This window comes from Undibacterium sp. 5I1, assembly GCF_034314085.1.
Lineage (GTDB): Bacteria > Pseudomonadota > Gammaproteobacteria > Burkholderiales > Burkholderiaceae_D > Undibacterium.
This window is the reverse complement of sequence record NZ_JAVIWI010000001.1, coordinates 1,679,353-1,695,988: the sequence shown is the minus strand read 5'-3', so window position 1 is coordinate 1,695,988 and position 16,636 is coordinate 1,679,353. Positions and strand designations below refer to the sequence as shown.

Genomic DNA, 16,636 nt, shown 5'->3' with positions numbered 1-16,636 from the left:
TATATTTTTATTCGCAGGTGAAAATACAAAAAGCATTGAGGGGGAATGATCGCTAAAATCGAGTTCAATTTAGCTTAATTTATCCCCTCAACGCTCTCGATCAAACCCTTGGCAGTCTCTTTTTTTTACTCGCTGCGGATATCTTTTTTACGGCTTATTTTTTCAACTGAACCAGCACTTCGGTCAGCATGGCGATCATCTGATCCAGCTCTGCAATACTGACATTGAGCGCAGGCATAAAACGTAGTAAATCCGGGCGCGGCGAGTTTAGCAGTAAGCCGACGGGCTCCATATTTCGTGCAATTTCGACGATTTTTGGTCCGATATCAGAACCCAATTTTAGCGCGCGCAACAAGCCTTCACCACGTTCGCCTTGCATCCCAAACTGTTCTGACAATTTGAGCAACGCTGTACTAAGATAAGCCGCTTTTTCATTGACCGATTCCATAAAGCCTGGCGCTAATAATTCTTTGATGACTGCAACGCCGACAGCGGTCATCAGTGGATTGCCGTTGTAAGTGCCGCCTTGATCGCCTGGTACAAAACAAGCGACTTCTTCGCGGCATAATAAAGCAGCTAATGGCACGCCACCGCCGATACCTTTACCCAAGGTCATGATGTCCGGTTCAATATTCGATAACTGATAGCCGAATAATTTTCCAGTACGCCCCATCCCTGATTGCACTTCATCAACGATCAACAAAATATTGTGCTGCTTGGTTAAAGCACCTAGCGCTTGCATAAACTCGCGGCTGGCAGGGATGACGCCGCCTTCGCCTTGCACAGGTTCCAGCATCACGGCGACTGTTTTGTCGGTGATGAGTTTTTCTACCGAGGCGATATCGTTTAAATCGGCTTTTGGAAAGCCAGTGACTTGTGGGGCGAACATGGTGTCCCAACCTGGCTTGCCAGAGGCCGACATCGTGGCCAAAGTGCGACCGTGGAAGCCATGATCAAAGGTGATGATTTCGAAGGCGCCATTTTTATTATTTTTGCCCCATTTGCGCGCTAGTTTGATCGCGCCTTCATTTGCTTCTGCACCACTGTTGGCGAAGAAGACGCGGTCGAAGCATGAGTTTGCTGTCAGCAGCGTGGCCAGTTCTATCATCGGCGCATTGTAAAAAGCCGGTGATGGATTCAACAGTTTTTTGGACTGTGCGACCAGCGCATCCTGTATGCATTGTGGTGAATGACCAAGACAGTTAACCGCCCAGCCTTGCAGATAATCCAGATAACGTTTGCCCTTGTGATCTGTCAGCCACATACCGCTGCCTTCGGTAAAAACCAGCTCCGGGCGCGGTGTGATGTACATGAGGGCATTGACGTTGTACTGACTGAATTCCATGTTAAAACTCCTGATGATGGTAGAGGGTAGGGCGTTGATCGAGTAGATAAAAAATAAGACAGATAAGCAAAAGCGACAAAAATAAATCGAAAAAAAAGCCACAGGTAAGAGCCTGTGGCTTTGGTTGGTGGTGCGCTTTATCGGACGCGCACGCTCACTAACACATCTACCCGGGCTCGCAGAGCGAGAATCGACGTCGCGCGATATTTGGTGAAGACATATTAGGAAAATTTTTCATAAAACGGATAGTAGGACGTTTTGCGCACTGCGTCAAAATATTTTTCAGCTTATAGATCAGCTTATAGATCAGCTTATGGATCAGCTTATGGATCAGCTTATGGATTAGCTTATGAGGCAGCACATTTCTCCGCATCCTCCTCAGCTCTCCAAATCGGCTTCCGACGTGAACGAATCCGCATAGAACTCGTCTTCCGGCAACTGGCACAACTGTACAAAATCGCGTTTCGCAGAATCCACCACTATAGGTGCACCGCAGGCGTACACCTGGTAGCCAGACAAGTCCGTGTGATCTGCGATAACTGCCTGATGCACAAAGCCGGTACGGCCTGTCCAGCTGTCTTCTGGCAAAGCGTCTGATACCACTGGTACATAAGTGAAGTGAGGGATGGTGCTTGCCCATTCCTCGCACAATGTGTTCATGTACAAATCCTGTGGACGACGGCCACCCCAGTACAGCGTCACCGGACGAGTGGATTTGCTGTAAATCATATGTTCGACCAGCGCTTTGATCGGTGCGAAACCGGTACCAGAAGCCAGTAACACGATGGGCTTGTCTGAATCCTCACGCAGGAAGAAAGTGCCTTGCGGACCTTCAAAGCGCAGAATGTCGCGCTCTTTCAAGGTGCCAAATACCTGATCAGTAAATAATCCGCCGGGCATATGACGTACATGCAAAGTAATCTGTTCATCCAGATGAGGAGCATTTGCCATGCTGTAGCTGCGGCGCTTGCCATCGCGCAGCAAAAATTCAATATATTGACCAGCACGATATTGCAGGCGCTCATTGGCCGGTAATTGCAGTGCAATTAACATCACATCGTCGGATAATTTTTCTAGCTTCGCAACGCGGCTTGGCATTTTTTTCAGCGGATAGTCACCGCTAGAGGCAATAACCCGTGCTTCGATAATGACATCAGAATCAGGGCGGGCGCAGCAAAATAACGACATACCTTCTGCTTCTTCCGCATCCGATAAGGCTCTTTGCTGATGGTTGCCGTGGGTTACACTACCGCTGCTAATTTTGCCTTTACAGGAGCCGCAGGCGCCATTTTTACAGCCATAAGGTAAGCCAACGCCGGCGCGCAGCGCTGCCGCCAGGATGGTTTCGCCTTCATCGCAGCTGAATTGGCTGCCGCTTGGATTTACAGTTACTTGAAAAGTCATACAGTTCCGGACAAATAAAATGAAACAAAAAAATGAATGAAAAAACGAATTTTGTGTGGCGAACTTGATGCGATGAACTTAGCGGGTCATTTCATCGCGTGCAATTTTAAATAATGAATCTATAACGATAAATCTATGGCAACAAATCTATGACAACGAATAACAAGCAACTAGGCAAGCCGCGCTTACTGATTTTTGGCTGCGGTGATGTTGGCATGCGTCTCCTGCCCCTATTGCGTGAACGCTTCCGCATTTTTGCTGTGACCAGTCAGCCGGCAAGACATGCCGAATTGCGGGCCGCCGGTGCCATTCCGATCACCGCTAACCTGGATCAGCCGCATACCTTGGCACGTCTAAAGGGGCTGGCGCAAATGGTTGTCCATTTGGCACCGCCGCGATCAGAAGGTGAAGCTGATATCCGAACCCGAAATTTGACCGCCATTTTACCCGACAAGAGTCGCCTTGTTTATGTCAGTACGACTGGCGTGTATGGCGATTGTCAAGGTGCACAGTTTAATGAAACCCGCCCAGTCGCACCACAAAACGCCCGTGCCCGTCGTCGTGTGGCTGCAGAGCAGTGCTTAAGACAGTGGGCCAGGCGCAGCCAATCCAGCTTATCTATTTTGCGAGTACCAGGGATTTATGCAGCAGATCGCCTGCCGCTTGATCGCTTAAAAAAAGGCACGCCAGCGCTGCAAGCATCAGATGATGTGTACACCAACCATATCCATGCGGACGATCTGGCGATGCTGATCAAGCTGGCCTTATTTCGCGCAAGTTCTAATCGTGTTTATCACACCGTTGACGACAGCGATATGAAGATGGCTGATTACTTTGATCTGGTCGCAGATGCGTTTGATTTGCCGCACCCGCCGCGCTTGCCACGCTCTGAGCTAGCGCAACAGGTGACACCAATGCTGCTGTCGTTTATGTCGGAGTCGCGTCGCATGTTAAATCAGCGCATCAAAGCAGAACTGGGCATGCGTTTGCTTTATCCGACGGTTGAGCAGGGGATTCTGTCAGCTAAAACTGTTATTTGAGTAGAAAATGGGGAGTATATGGGTAAATATAAGGTATTCCCCATATTTTTATTGGACATAAAAATATACTTGTGGTGAGTATATTTTTATGAGTTAGTGTTGATCAGAATCTGAAATAGCGGATAAATTGTTTCAAAATATTATTTCTTGTTCTTAAAACCCGCTATTGGCGGGTTTTTGTTTACACTTATGGTTAGAGCAGGCGTTTAGCCTCCAATATTTTTAAAACCAAACTCAATAGGGAATCTATAAATGCATTACCGTTTAATCTGCAAAAATGAAAAAGATGAACCGACTAAAACCGTAGAAGCAGGTGACGATTATCTGGCCGCTGTTAATAAAGGCGCTGGCTTGCGTCATGAATTGAATGCGCCTTACCAGATTGATCTAGTTTCGGTAACGCATGATGGTCAAGAACATAAACTGGCGCAATTAGGTGGTTTTACCTCGCTTTAATTCAGTCGCATTCATGTTGTGATGTTGTGATGCGGTTGGCACCCGGTCGCCATCTACCAACATTGAATACTTCTTAGAAAGTCAAAATGGTCAATCGGGAGCTAGTCTGTTGCTCTTGTTGACCAATTTTTTTGCCTCGCAGTTTTGCCCTGCATCACGAATCACCCAATAAAAGAACTCTATGCGTAATTTCATTCTCTGTATTTTCGTGACGTTGATCTTTTTAAATTGTTCTTTGGCAAAAGCACAAGAAAGCGTCCCGACAGCCCAAGAGCACTCTGTCGCAGAGGAATCTAAAACAATACGCAAACATCGCTTGAAAAAGTTGATAGAGCACCTGTCGATTGATAGCGATACCTTGCATCGTCAGTGCCGTTATGAGTCCGAGATTGCCGCCACGCCGCCACATAAAACAGTCGTGCTGACCTTTGATGATGGCCCTGATCCAGAGCAAACTAAATACATACTTTCTGTGCTGGAAAAATATAATGTGCCCGGTAGTTTCTTCATGATTGGAGAAAAAGCGCAGGCGCATCCTGATCTAGTCAGTCTGGTACAGGCATCGACGCATGCAATGATCGGCGTGCATTCATGGAGTCATCCCAATTTTCACGACATCTCTGTCGCCGAGCAAACTACAGAAGTAGAGAAGAGTGTGGCCTTGTTCTCTAAAGCGACGCCGCAAAAATTCTTCCGCTACCCCTATGGCAACTCAACTTGCGATTCCAATCAATTAGTGAAGTCCTTAGATTATAAAATCGTAGGATGGCATGTTGATTCCTGCGACTGGGCTTTTGATCACAAAGGCGTTGTAGATTTAAAAGAGGCACTGAGTTGCGGCGTTCTCCCGCAAAACCGAGAAAACTTTTTAGAGCATGTACTATCATCAGTCCGTACCCATGGTGGCGGTATTATTCTGATGCATGAGATTCATCCCAATACCATCAGACAATTAGATAAGATCGTCGCTACTTTGCAGGCGGAGGGTTTTACATTTGGTCGATTGACTGATGTCGATTTTGAAAAGATGTTGCCTTAAAAAGCGGGTAGGGGCATGGTGACCGAAACCTATCAACGTGCATCTATTTAGGTAGTTCAGTATTTCAGTCAAAATAATAAAGACGGGAGACCTCCAATGGATCAGTATCAAAATGCGGTTGCGACGGTGTTACAAAAGGAGTTTGCGACCATTTCAGAACTGATTCAATTGCATGCAGTATATCGGCCGCAGCATTTGGCCTATATTCAGAATGCTCAAACGCTGACATATCAAGAGCTCGACCAGATGATGGATCTAGTCGTTAAATCGTTGCAGCGCAACCAGATACAAGCTGGCGACGCGATCGCGATTTGCGCCTCGACCTCATTCGACTATGTCATCGTATTTTTAGGCGCGCTGAGAGCGGGTGTAGTTGTTGCACCGCTGGCACCATCGACTACAGCAGAAGGTTTGCTGTCGATGATCACTGATGCTGATGCGAGCATCGTTTTTTTGGATCAGGATATGACTCTGGAGATGGCATCCGTCCTTGATCAGATCAATGTGCCCATTATTTCTGTCGGTTCTGTTGCAAAGAATTCTCTGGTGAGCTGGCTGGCACCTTCCATCATTGACGACAGTCCCGTTAACGCACCAGATATTCGGCCTGATTCCGCGTTCAATATTATTTATTCGTCAGGAACGACAGGCAAACCTAAGGGTATCGTTCAACCTTACGCGATGCGTTGGGCGCATGTACAGCGAGGCCAATTTAGCGGCTATAGTGCAGATACTGTGACTTTGCTATCGACCCCGCTGTATTCAAATACTACGCTGGTCAGTTTTTTTGCCACGGTGGCAATGGGCGGAACAAGCATTTTAATGGCGAAGTTTGACGTAAAAACATATCTCTCTTTGGCGCAGCAGTACCGGGTTACACACACCATGCTCGTGCCAGTACAGTACCAGCGTCTAATGGCGTATCCTGATTTTGATCAGCACGATTTGTCGTCATATCGGTTTAAGTTCTCAACCAGCGCGCCATTTTCTGCCGCGCTGAAAAAAGATGTGCTGGTCCGCTGGCCTGGTGGTTTAACTGAGTTATATGGCATGACCGAAGGTGGCGGCACTTGTATGCTGCTGGCGCATCAGTATCCAGCCAAGCTGCATACCGTGGGACAGCCTGCTCCCGGTAGCGAGTTTCGGATTATTGATGAGCAAGGTCAGCCATTACCGGTCGGGCAGCAGGGTGAAATCGTCGGACGCTCTATGGGTATGATGTCCGGTTATCACAAATTGCCAGAGAAGACAGCTGAGACAGAATGGTATGACGCTGATGGTGTACGCTTTATTCGGACCGGTGATGTTGGCCGGTTTGATGAAGACGGTTTCTTAACGTTAATGGATCGTAAAAAAGATATGATCATTTCAGGTGGCTTCAACATCTACCCGAGCGATATAGAGGCGATTCTATCTCAGCATCCAGATGTTGCTGATCTCGCGGTAGTCGGAGTTCCTTCCTCTCAATGGGGAGAAACTCCCATAGCCTTTGTAGTGGTCAATAGCACTAATGTGACGGCAGCCGAGATTTTGTCCTGGGCAAATACCCGACTAGGAAAAATGCAGCGCCTTGCTCATGTCGAAGTTGTCGTTTCTTTGCCGCGAAGTCCGATAGGAAAAATTCTGAAACGAGAGCTACGCGACCAATATCAGAACCACTCCGGTTTGGGATAAGCTTGTGCCTTAAAAGGTGGACGTTAATACAGAAATAACAAAGGAGACTTCAATGCAGCAAGCAACGAAACAGGCCATTATTTATACGGTCGACGACGGCATCGCAACCTTGACTTTGAACCGGCCATCACAAAAAAATGCGCTTGATATGACGATGCGAAACGAGATCGCCGATGTCATGTCGGCTATTCGTCATGATCGTCATATCAAGTCCTTGATTATTACTGGAGCAGGAGGCGCTTTTTGTTCTGGCGGCGACATTCGTACAATGGATGCTGACGGTACCGCAGAAGACGGGCGCGGCAGAATGGCAGAGCTACACCTCTGGCTGGAGGAGTTGATTACATTAGATCGTCCTGTGATTGCGGCGGTAGACGGTGCCGCCTACGGTGCTGGATTTGGACTGGCATTAGCAGCAGATTTTATTATAGCTACCCCAAGAGCACGATTTTGCCTTGCCTTCTTACGTTTAGGTCTGATACCCGATTGCGGCGTTTTTTATACTTTACCGCGCATCGTCGGATTACAAAGAGCAAAAGAATTGGCATTTTCTGCCAGAGAAATCACTGCTGAAGAAGCTAAGAAAATGGGAATCGTCTTTGAGATACAGCCAGAAGAAAAATTAGCTGAGCGTGCGCATGAAATGGCACACAGTTTTACCCAGGGATCACAAACAGCCATCAGCCTGGCCAAGCGCGCGATGAACGCATCACTAGGAAGTAACTTGACGACGATGTTAGAAATGGAAGCAACAGGTCAAGGCCTAGCGCGTTCCACAAGCTATCATCGTGACGCTGTTAAACGGTTTTTGAGCAAGCAAGCGTTAGCGTTTAAATGGCCTGGCATTTAGAAAATTTAGGAAAAATTTAATAAGCTAACTTGCACAGACCAGTTTTTTAAGTCTGACATGCGCTTTGGGAAGTGGGGTCAGGCATCAATTTTTTGCGATGCAGATGCCGCCCAACTTGCGTATAAAGTAGGTATTGCTGTTAGAAGCAACATCAAATAAAAACTAATAGCAATCATAGATCGCATCAATGTCGCGCCTGACCAATCTCTTAATACAGTCAGTCCGACTAACATCCAAATACCTAAAAATGCGACGGCGCTGATCGTTGCAAACGTAGCGAAATACGCATTCCGCCGTATCATTAAATCATGCTCATTAAGTGCATCGGCTGGGTTGAGTGCTTGTTTAACCGGCCCATAGACAGGTAGAAAATTCGCTACCGAAAAACTCATCATCAGACCTGCATAGGCAAACCAATATTTTTCGGGAAAAAGCAAAATCATTGCTAAGGAAATGGATCCCGATAAAATAACTATTAATGGTAAAAAACGCATATTGCGGCGTCGAACGCCGCGTTCAGCGAGTCTGGGTATTCCGGTCCATTGAAGCAATTTATCCAGATTTCCAGACAAGCTTTGATTTTTGTAAGCTGACATTAAAATTCTCCGTAAAAACTTTATTTGAGATGAGCAAACTGCATTAATTAAGACATGAATTTGTTTTACTTACACCCAAGCGTTTGCACCGACGTTTTACAGGGGATATAGCGATTTCTAATTTGAACATACTGGCCATCGGCAATCATGCTTTCCAGCGCTGTATTGAAGCGACTGACAAAAGCAGCATCAATCGTCTTATTGCTAAAGGCGATCATCGCTGGATCGTCAGAAACGATGACCGCGCTTCTAACGATCTCGGTACTCAAATGTAATTGTTGTAACTCGATCAGGCCAGTCACTTCATCGGCGATGACGCCATTGATACGACCGACATGCAACATTTTCCAGCCATTAGTGCGGTTATAAATTGGATTTAGATGCGTTAAAAATGCCGGGTTTTTTGACAGCACATCAAATTGCGGACTATAAGAGACATCAACCTGCGTTCCTAGTTTGAAGTCAGTTTTGATGATGTCCTCAAGATTCTTTAATGGATATTTCTTTAGCGAAGACTTCGCAACAAACAAGACATTAGGCGAGCGGTTAATCACCCTTGAAAAAAGCGCAAAGCGGTCGCGTTGTTCCGTTTTCAAAGCGCCTGGCAAGACATCTAATCTTCCAGCTTCTAGTTCCGCCAAGGCACGCGCCCATGGGAGCTCAACAAACTTGGCCGTACAACCCATTCTTTCTAGTGCAGTTTTCACTATATCTACGTAATAACCGACGACGACACCGCCTGCATTCTTTGATGAATAAGGTTTATCGTCATCCCAGCGCACCGTTTTTTCACAAGCTGAGATATCAGAGGGTGCCGATAACAAGGCAAGGATACCGCAAATAAATACAAAAGAATTCCGGACGGTGGAGGTGGGATTTTTATTTCTTGATTTGGAGATGCGTCCGATAATGGTGAGTAACATTTTTAACCAGAATTTCGCCAGATGAGGTTTTGTCTAGCTGTATTTGACCAGAAAACAAATTTTAAGCTGATTGGAGTTATTGGCTATTGGTTGATGCTACTCAGGGACAGGAGCTAGAGCCGCTATATGAATACACTCATCAGGCACTGGCATCAAACAAGCTACCAATAGAGGCACTGCCCTGGACATTGGCTGCTACAACTTTAAGAAAGCTCTGCAAAGACGTTTGGCTGGGGTTGCCGCCACTAGATGTGATCAGGTCATTAAATGATTGTTGCAAGCTCTGTAACGACGATGAACTGCCAGAGCCGCTGGCACCAAACAAATCGCCGCTACTGCTAGCGCTGCTGCCGTTATCAAGTTGCGTAATCAAGTTTTGGATGCTGGTTTGTAATTTAAATGTTGCACTCGTTGAATCCAACTGCACGACTGCAGGCGTTTGGCTAGCGGAACTACCAGATCCATTTGACCCGTTCAGCAAATCTGTCAGAGAACTCGATGACGACGTCGTGGACGAAGACAAGCCAGGCAACGATCCCAATAAGTTACTCAAAAAATCAGAAGACGATTGCTGAGAACTGTCTGAAGAACCAAACAAAGCACTGATACTAGAGCCTGCATTAAACTGCGATAGCGACAATTGCAAAGCTGCTGCCAGACTACTGCTGTTAAAACCGTTAGCAGATGTTGCAGCAGTTTGACTTGTATTACCTGATGCAGCGGCTGTCGAATTGATGGTATTAACATCGGCATTATTTACAGTAGATAAAGTAGTCCCAGCATTAGCTAAAGTGGATGTCAAACTGCTTACGCCTTGATAGCTGTTAGTCCCTACTGATGAAATTGACATACATGCTCCAAAATTGACGTACTACAGAATTGATTTAATTTGCCAGATCATCGAAAACCTTGGCAAGAGCGATGGCAAAAAACAGCACAAAAAACAATAGCAGATGATAACTCCAATGTTTTTAAATTCGTCTTGCCAGTTAATATTGCTGGTTAATATTGCAGCCCTAGTTTCCTAAAACCACGAATTTCATTCTCTACGACAACGCAAGCTATTGCAATGTCACTTTGAAAACTTCAGTGTAACTCGCTGTAACAACTTGATTTGTTTAGAGCTGATTGAGGTGCAGACTGTAAATTAATCGAGAAAAGTTGTTTCTATCGCATCTGTATGCCGCATTTATAATTACAAGCTTGAACTTTTCTTCCTCAGATAGATTGCTTACTTCAACCTAAACAAGATTGCAGATGTCTTCAATGTTACGCGGTTTCTTCCGACATTTATTTGCTTGTTTCCATAAACCTATCCTCTATGTCAGCATCACCATCGCCTTGTGCAGCCCATCGATTGCCAGTGCAGGTGCGCTCAACGCCGCCAATCTGGGTTTTGAAGAATGGCAGGCTGGGCAAAACCTACCCACTTCTTGGAACCTGATGGTACAAACCCACACTGTCAGTGCCGATTGCCAGATCGCCAAAGAGGGAAAATGCTCACTCAAATTAGAGAGCAACCCGCAGACGCAAACAGCAATCATGACCGTCGTCGCCCAAACACTAGATGCGAGCAGGGCAGACGGCCACCCCTTACATTTGTCTGGCTGGATCAAGACCAAAGACCTTCGTAATGGGCGTGCGGTGCTGATATTTCAAGTCAATGGTCAAGCTCAAAAGGTCTTTGCTAACGCCATACTTGGCGAACAAGGCCCGACAGGTACGAACGACTGGCAACGCTTTGAGATTCAAGTCCCCGTGCCGGGTAACGCGGCAGTCATCTATGTTGGTATCGGACTTTCAGGCACCGGCACAGCCTGGTTTGATGACCTAAAACTAGAGATCGATGAAAGCATCAAGATAGCCGATGTCGCAGACGTACGCCGACCAGCACCACCACAAAAATCCATGCAATTAGTGGACGAGCAAAGCATGGTTTTGCCAGAGAGCCTTATGCCAGAAATAAGTTCACAAATAAGGTCACAAAGAAGGTCACAAACAACGCCGGAATGGCAAATGGGCATAAGGCAAAGTTCGCACGGCCTACGCTCTTTGTTTAGTGATGATTTTAGCGATCTACAGTTCCTCAAGCCGCTGCTAAAAGATAAGCGCATTGTGCAACTTGGTGAGAGCGCACATGGTGTTGCCGAATTCAATTGGATGAAAATCAGGCTGATTAAATTTTTACACCAAGAGATGGGTTTTGATGTGATCGCTATGGAAGCATCGATGACGACCAGTCATGCAATCAACGCCAATATTGCTAGCATGTCTGCGGTTGACGCCATGACCACCAGTCAGTTCGGCACCATAGGAACGAAAGAGACACTCGGTCTGTTTGAATACCTAAAACAAAGCCGCACAGAAAATCATCCTCTTCAACTCGCGGGTTTTGATATTCAAAACTCAGGCTGGAAATCTAGCGCCATTATTTCAGCCAGATTTAAAACGATGTTGAACCTGCTTGAAGATCATTCTGAACTTACTACCGAGACGAAGTTCGCCAGACAAATAGATCATCTAGAGCAGGAGCTCAATCTTCTATACAACACCCAGCAAGCCACCATGTCGGCTAGCCAGTTAGCAATGCACTACAGCGCGATTGCAGACGAACTCAATAGAGGGCGGACAAAACTCTTGGCAAACGATGCCAACACACTGGCAGAAGTGGATATGACAATACAGGAAGCCAGATCAAGAGTCGCGTTGTGCAATCAACTTGCATACGTAACTTCAAATAAAAAAAATATGGAAATCCGCGATCAGGCCATGGCAGACAATTTGAATTTTTTACTGGATAAGGTTTATCCGCAAAAGAAGTTCATCGTATGGGCACATAACACCCACGTCGTTAATAACTGGGTAAGCAAAGAAAGCCCTAAAACCATGGGCGTCTGGATGGCAGAAAAACGCCGAAAAGAGATGTACACCATAGGACTGTATATGGGGCGAGGCGTACTCGGCAGCTATGCCCAAGAAACCTATTCAGAAATCCCATCACCACCCGTAGACAGCTTAGAAAGCATACTGGCCAATGGCGCTCTTAAAATGAATTTTGTTGACTTCTCACAAGCCAAAGCAGATACCGCGCATAGCTGGATGTCTACTCCCGTCAACGCCAGATTTTGGGGTGGCAATCCAGAAAAAATTATTCCTAACAAAGCCTACGATGCGGTCATTTATATTGATAGCGTAACGCCTTCGTTCTATATGAAATAGGCGAAGAGGATCAGACAAATAGGAAAAACGATTGAACCGATGATTTAAAAATAATTGGCCGTATATTTTTCAAATCTCAATTTAATACGGCCAATAGCTGATTTGATGTAATGAGTTATTTTACGCCAACAGAATCAGCCACCGCATAGCTGGCTGATTTCGTCACGATTGATCACGAATATACAGAAAATCAATATACTCCCCTAAAATATTTATAAATATGCCTGATTGTCCAAGTAATAATTGGACAATAAAAATATACATGGTGAGAGTATATCGTCAGGCAGGAACGGAAAAAAACACCTGGTAGGGTGCGCCATGCACACCTGTCATACGAACAAGGTCGCAATAATTGATATCGCGAACAAGCAACTGTAGGCAAGGCGTACTGCATAAAAGACCGAGCAAAAATTAAAAATATACCCCGTCAGGATTCTTGTTTGTCGTCGCTGTCGTCACGTTGACGTAACCAAAAATGAATACGCTTTTTTTTATTCGTCGCAGGAGTAGATTGCTCCTGCCGCGCTTTGGTCGCAGGCGGCGGGGCAATCGGCAGAGGGAAGCCAAGAAAAACCATCACGATCAATATTGGTAATACGAGGTAAAACAGCGGCCTCTTCCAATGCAATTTTTGTTTCATCATGTCCTAGACATGATGATGTGAATATGGAAGACAAGGTAGGCGAGCTAAATTACAACAAGTTATTTTGGTGATTTGGTAGGGCGTAGAGCGCGCCATACGCACCGCACTTACGCAAACTATACGTAATAATCTTTATTCGTAAATGGAGTGGCGTCATTGCTGCGCACAACAGAATACTTGTTTCTAGATTGAAAATGTTTAATGAAATTACATCATGTATTGCACTGACAATCTGTCGTTATTTATCTGTTAGTAAATAAGCGAAAAGTAAGCACGCTAAAAAATGAATGATGGCGTGTGTCGATAGACGAGGTAATAAGGTTTTTGAATAAAAAGCAACAATCTAGATTTAAGATTATCGATTCATTACTTGTCGTGTTAATTTGCCATAATGCAAACTAAGAGATAAATTAAATGTCAGCTGAGCTTCTTGCAAAATACCCAAACCAGTAAAGTCGAGCATGGGTGTGGCCACTGTTGCGATTGGTTTTCTTGTTTGAAGCGGCACATGTGACATGAATTTGTGCCGGATTATCGTTTTATGGCGTGTCAATCCCTATGTGACCATCACTGCCCCTATGAACGTTGGGAAACGTTGTTTTTTTCGACTCTTTAAAAGCAAAGCTGTTACGTAAATAAACGCATCAACTGATCTGCGGTCAATACCAATAAACCAAACATCAAATGCGACATCACTTTTTCGCTACCACGCACCCGTACTGTCGTGCCACCAAATTCGTCTTTCAGCCTGCCATTGGTACGTTCAGCTTGCGTGCGTTCTTTATAACGCTGTTGTTCATGCGGGGCGAACGGTTTCTTCTCCCCGCCGCGTGCGTTGTGATCAATTAATGGCACGTGGCCAAGACTTTTGCTGTGTGCCCTTAACTCTTCACTGCAATACGCTGCATCCATCAAATCGTACAAATTCGTTACTCGTGCGGCCGTCATCGTTGCTAACGGCACCGCCGTTTGACTATCGTGCACCGAGGCGCTGGTCAATAGCGCACTGATGGCAACGCCGCAGTCAGCGGTGTCGATATGCAGCTTGTAGCCGTTCCAACTCACTTTATAACCTTGCGCATTGCATTTAGTGCCGCGGTCACACTCTTTGGGTAAAGCATTGACGATGCTCGGTAAAGTTTGCGTCAACTGCCAGCCTATCTTGGTCACTTTCTCTTCCTTTGGCGGCCTTATCTCGCCTTTCTTTGGCCGTCCACGGCGCTGCTTTTGGGCCTTTTCTACGGAAACAACTTTCATGTGTTTCTTCGGCTTCTCGCGCGCCGCAATCGCCGTGCCGTCACGGCTGATGTGTCCAATGAGGCTGTCGCCTAAATAACTCTTGATCAGCGCTTCGTGCACTTTCTCCGCTAATTTGGCTTGGGCAAATTCGCCAAAGGCGCGCGAAAAAGTGGCTTCATTCGGAACTTCTTTCCACATCTCAAAGCCGCACAGCCGTTTTAAACTGCGATCCATCGTCAATCGTTCTATTAAGGCCGCTGTTGTATTGAGCCCCAACACAGCTTTGGCGATGAAGGCGCTGGCCAATGCACCACGGTCATGCGGTTTGCGTCCTATCCCTTGCCATTGGTCCGACACAAATTCTTCGATGCGCACCCAGTCTAGTACATGAATCAATTTTTCCAGCTTCGGCGTCAGTGACCCGCATTGCTGTTTTATCTCCGGTAGCAAATCGTGTTGCAGTAAATTCCAGCGTTGCATTATCAGCAGGCGTTGTGTAGGATTCATAGCGGAGCGCAGATGGTTGTTTAGTCACTTTCATCTTGCCAGAAATGGCCGCTCCTTTCTCATCTATTTTGCGCTTCTCGCAATAAAATTACTCTCCGGTGTTTCGTTTTGCAAGAACCTCAGCTTTAATTCAATTAACGTTAGATGGCTCTCTGGTACAAGACGGACATCAAGTTTCACTAAGAGTTTTATCTAGAGCGTTGCTGTCCATACAGGCAGCTACAGACAGAGCTTTTCTCGATATTCGTTACGGTGGAGTATCAAAGCATCAGAGATTACATTACTCGCAATACAGCGAGGCTGACTTTATCGTTGGTGACCCTAAAGAGGGTAGTTATGTCATCGAGTTTTTGTCAACTCGCGGACAAGACATTATTCGCCGTTTGCGTGAAGCAATAAAAGATCCATACATCCAAGCCGCTGCTGGCGGTGACCAACAAATTTATACAATTAGTCATCAGATCGCGGCAAATAAGGGTGCTTTAAAAAATAAAATCTTACACCCGCAAAGTTTTGATGATTTCTTAAAAGCCCCAAGTGCGTTGTTGACACGAACTTATGGCGACAAATCTATTAATAAAGAGATTGATCAAATGTTGTCTCCCGTAAGAAAGGACGCGGATGCAATTTTGAAGTTGGTACTTAAACCTAGCGATAATGACGTTGCTGAGACATTTGAATTTGATCAAACGACTGCTCTGGCATTTAAAAAAGTGATCGGAACTCGACAGCTCGGAAGTCCTGTCGTATATCAAGGACACCTGCGACAATTAGATCGAGGTCACAACCAAAAAACAAACTTTAAAGGGAAATTTATAAATGTGAAAAATGATAAAGATGTTGTCATTTTTATTCAAAGCGAAGAGGATTTTTCGAGCTTGATACCATATTTAAATGGAAATGAATTCAAGATAATTGCATGTCCAATTATCGAATATTCTTCTTTTGACCTTGTTGCAGGAGACATTCAATTTTTAGAAATTTTCAATAATGAGTGACAAAACAATTGATAAAGTTAAAGAACAGTGCCTCGAATTAATTTTAAATGTTATGCCTGTTAGTCAGCTAGTATTTATTTTTTTCATGGCGGTTACATTTGATCAGATTTTAAACAAAAAAGCTGTTTCTCCTCTCAAAGTTTTTAGCCATTTAGGGATTGAGGACCTGATCGGCGTAAAGGGAGGATTGTTTTGGAGTGTAGGTATATTAACGATTGGAGGCGCTTTTATTCTTGCTATGCTTAATACCTTCATTCTTAAGCGGGGTTTAAAGTTTTCTTTTGCTGTAAGTAAAGTCTCAGACAAAATAACTAGTTGGGAGGCGGCTGCGCGAATTGCCGTCGATGGGCTTTCGCTTGAAGAAAAAGCTGCAGTTCAAAAATCGGTAAGCGTCGAATTAGATAAGCGAGTAAAAAAATATCTTGCTAAAAGAATGCTTGCTGAATTGATGTGCTCTATTTTTAGCTGCGTATTTTTCGGGTCAATTTTTTTAATAGCGCTCAACTACAATGATTTGGGAAAAATAAATTTTTCACTTAGCGATTTTATAGTCGCTATATTTAGTTTAGTGATCTGGTTAACTTTACATAGAAATTCTGTGCGATATGCAATTTCTAGGATAATTCCGCTTCAAATTTTCTTGAGTAGCGCGAGCGGTGAAGTGGCTTTCTTTATTGATACTGAGTAGCAAATTTAATTTCAG

15 protein-coding genes are annotated in these 16,636 nt (G+C 45.2%); 8 read left to right on the top strand and 7 right to left on the bottom strand.

All coding sequences use genetic code 11. The features are described 5' to 3' along the window. Positions 1-154: 154 nt before the first annotated feature. Complete coding sequence (locus RGU72_RS07560; protein WP_322119148.1) at positions 155-1,345, bottom strand: acetylornithine transaminase; 1,191 nt, start codon at positions 1,343-1,345, stop codon at positions 155-157. 378 nt (positions 1,346-1,723) lie between these two features. After that, positions 1,724-2,749 (bottom strand): CDP-6-deoxy-delta-3,4-glucoseen reductase, encoded by a 1,026-nt coding sequence (locus RGU72_RS07555; RefSeq protein ID WP_322119147.1) that lies wholly within the window; start codon positions 2,747-2,749, stop codon positions 1,724-1,726. A 149-nt stretch (positions 2,750-2,898) separates the two neighbouring features. On the opposite strand from RGU72_RS07555, the gene RGU72_RS07550 reads away from it, so the two are divergent. From RGU72_RS07550 to RGU72_RS07530, 5 genes are all read left to right on the top strand, one after another. Next, entirely contained in the window at positions 2,899-3,789 is an 891-nt protein-coding gene (locus tag RGU72_RS07550; RefSeq protein ID WP_322119146.1) for an NAD-dependent epimerase/dehydratase family protein, read from the top strand. 252 nt (positions 3,790-4,041) lie between these two features. Further along, a complete protein-coding gene (locus tag RGU72_RS07545; protein WP_322119145.1) occupies positions 4,042-4,245 on the top strand; it encodes a hypothetical protein in 204 nt (67 codons plus the stop codon). A 181-nt stretch (positions 4,246-4,426) separates the two neighbouring features. Then, a complete protein-coding gene (locus RGU72_RS07540) occupies positions 4,427-5,284 on the top strand; it encodes a polysaccharide deacetylase family protein (RefSeq protein WP_322119144.1) in 858 nt (285 codons plus the stop codon). A gap of 96 nt (positions 5,285-5,380) precedes the next feature. Next, positions 5,381-6,958 (top strand): class I adenylate-forming enzyme family protein, encoded by a 1,578-nt coding sequence (locus RGU72_RS07535; protein ID WP_322119143.1) that lies wholly within the window; start codon positions 5,381-5,383, stop codon positions 6,956-6,958. 52 nt (positions 6,959-7,010) lie between these two features. Then, the gene (locus RGU72_RS07530) at positions 7,011-7,808 is read left to right on the top strand and encodes an enoyl-CoA hydratase/isomerase family protein (RefSeq protein ID WP_322119142.1); all 798 of its coding nucleotides are present in this window, start codon (positions 7,011-7,013) and stop codon (positions 7,806-7,808) included. A 77-nt stretch (positions 7,809-7,885) separates the two neighbouring features. Here the strand turns inward: RGU72_RS07530 and RGU72_RS07525 are convergent, their stop codons facing one another. The 3 genes from RGU72_RS07525 to RGU72_RS07515 all read right to left on the bottom strand — a co-directional run bounded on the left by RGU72_RS07525 (position 7,886) and on the right by RGU72_RS07515 (position 10,177). Further along, a complete protein-coding gene (locus RGU72_RS07525; protein ID WP_322119141.1) occupies positions 7,886-8,302 on the bottom strand; it encodes a hypothetical protein in 417 nt (138 codons plus the stop codon). Positions 8,303-8,469: 167 nt separating this feature from the next. Then, on the bottom strand, positions 8,470-9,327 hold the full coding sequence (locus tag RGU72_RS07520; protein WP_322119140.1) for a substrate-binding periplasmic protein: 858 nt from the start codon (positions 9,325-9,327) through the stop codon (positions 8,470-8,472). A gap of 139 nt (positions 9,328-9,466) precedes the next feature. Then, complete coding sequence (locus RGU72_RS07515; protein WP_322119139.1) at positions 9,467-10,177, bottom strand: hypothetical protein; 711 nt, start codon at positions 10,175-10,177, stop codon at positions 9,467-9,469. A gap of 407 nt (positions 10,178-10,584) precedes the next feature. On the opposite strand from RGU72_RS07515, the gene RGU72_RS07510 reads away from it, so the two are divergent. Continuing rightward, on the top strand, positions 10,585-12,546 hold the full coding sequence (locus RGU72_RS07510) for an erythromycin esterase family protein (protein ID WP_322119138.1): 1,962 nt from the start codon (positions 10,585-10,587) through the stop codon (positions 12,544-12,546). Between the two features lie 427 nt (positions 12,547-12,973). Here the strand turns inward: RGU72_RS07510 and RGU72_RS07505 are convergent, their stop codons facing one another. Next, positions 12,974-13,186 carry a hypothetical protein gene (locus tag RGU72_RS07505; RefSeq protein ID WP_322119137.1) on the bottom strand — a complete coding sequence of 71 codons (213 nt, stop codon included), beginning with the start codon at positions 13,184-13,186 and terminating at the stop codon, positions 12,974-12,976. Positions 13,187-13,816: 630 nt separating this feature from the next. Beyond that, the gene (locus tag RGU72_RS07500) at positions 13,817-14,935 is read right to left on the bottom strand and encodes a transposase (RefSeq protein WP_322117783.1); all 1,119 of its coding nucleotides are present in this window, start codon (positions 14,933-14,935) and stop codon (positions 13,817-13,819) included. 98 nt (positions 14,936-15,033) lie between these two features. Here RGU72_RS07500 and RGU72_RS07495 point away from each other — a divergent pair, with 98 nt between their 5' ends. After that, positions 15,034-15,933: a hypothetical protein gene (locus RGU72_RS07495; RefSeq protein ID WP_322119136.1), complete on the top strand. Its 900-nt coding sequence runs from the start codon at positions 15,034-15,036 to the stop codon at positions 15,931-15,933. Beyond that, positions 15,926-16,621, top strand: a complete 696-nt coding sequence (locus tag RGU72_RS07490; protein WP_322119135.1) for a hypothetical protein — start codon at positions 15,926-15,928, stop codon at positions 16,619-16,621. Before RGU72_RS07495 ends, RGU72_RS07490 begins: the two co-directional genes overlap by 8 nt. Positions 16,622-16,636: the final 15 nt, after the last annotated feature.

Coding starts and splice junctions, on each gene's coding strand:
- RGU72_RS07530 (WP_322119142.1), top strand. CDS start 7,011: ATGCAGCAAGCAACGAAACAGGCCATTATTTATACGGTCGACGACGGC.
- RGU72_RS07515 (WP_322119139.1), bottom strand. CDS start 10,177: ATGTCAATTTCATCAGTAGGGACTAACAGCTATCAAGGCGTAAGCAGT.
- RGU72_RS07545 (WP_322119145.1), top strand. CDS start 4,042: ATGCATTACCGTTTAATCTGCAAAAATGAAAAAGATGAACCGACTAAA.
- RGU72_RS07555 (WP_322119147.1), bottom strand. CDS start 2,749: ATGACTTTTCAAGTAACTGTAAATCCAAGCGGCAGCCAATTCAGCTGC.
- RGU72_RS07560 (WP_322119148.1), bottom strand. CDS start 1,345: ATGGAATTCAGTCAGTACAACGTCAATGCCCTCATGTACATCACACCG.
- RGU72_RS07505 (WP_322119137.1), bottom strand. CDS start 13,186: ATGAAACAAAAATTGCATTGGAAGAGGCCGCTGTTTTACCTCGTATTA.
- RGU72_RS07540 (WP_322119144.1), top strand. CDS start 4,427: ATGCGTAATTTCATTCTCTGTATTTTCGTGACGTTGATCTTTTTAAAT.
- RGU72_RS07510 (WP_322119138.1), top strand. CDS start 10,585: ATGTCTTCAATGTTACGCGGTTTCTTCCGACATTTATTTGCTTGTTTC.
- RGU72_RS07550 (WP_322119146.1), top strand. CDS start 2,899: ATGACAACGAATAACAAGCAACTAGGCAAGCCGCGCTTACTGATTTTT.
- RGU72_RS07500 (WP_322117783.1), bottom strand. CDS start 14,935: ATGAATCCTACACAACGCCTGCTGATAATGCAACGCTGGAATTTACTG.
- RGU72_RS07535 (WP_322119143.1), top strand. CDS start 5,381: ATGGATCAGTATCAAAATGCGGTTGCGACGGTGTTACAAAAGGAGTTT.
- RGU72_RS07520 (WP_322119140.1), bottom strand. CDS start 9,327: ATGTTACTCACCATTATCGGACGCATCTCCAAATCAAGAAATAAAAAT.
- RGU72_RS07525 (WP_322119141.1), bottom strand. CDS start 8,302: ATGCGTTTTTTACCATTAATAGTTATTTTATCGGGATCCATTTCCTTA.
- RGU72_RS07490 (WP_322119135.1), top strand. CDS start 15,926: ATGAGTGACAAAACAATTGATAAAGTTAAAGAACAGTGCCTCGAATTA.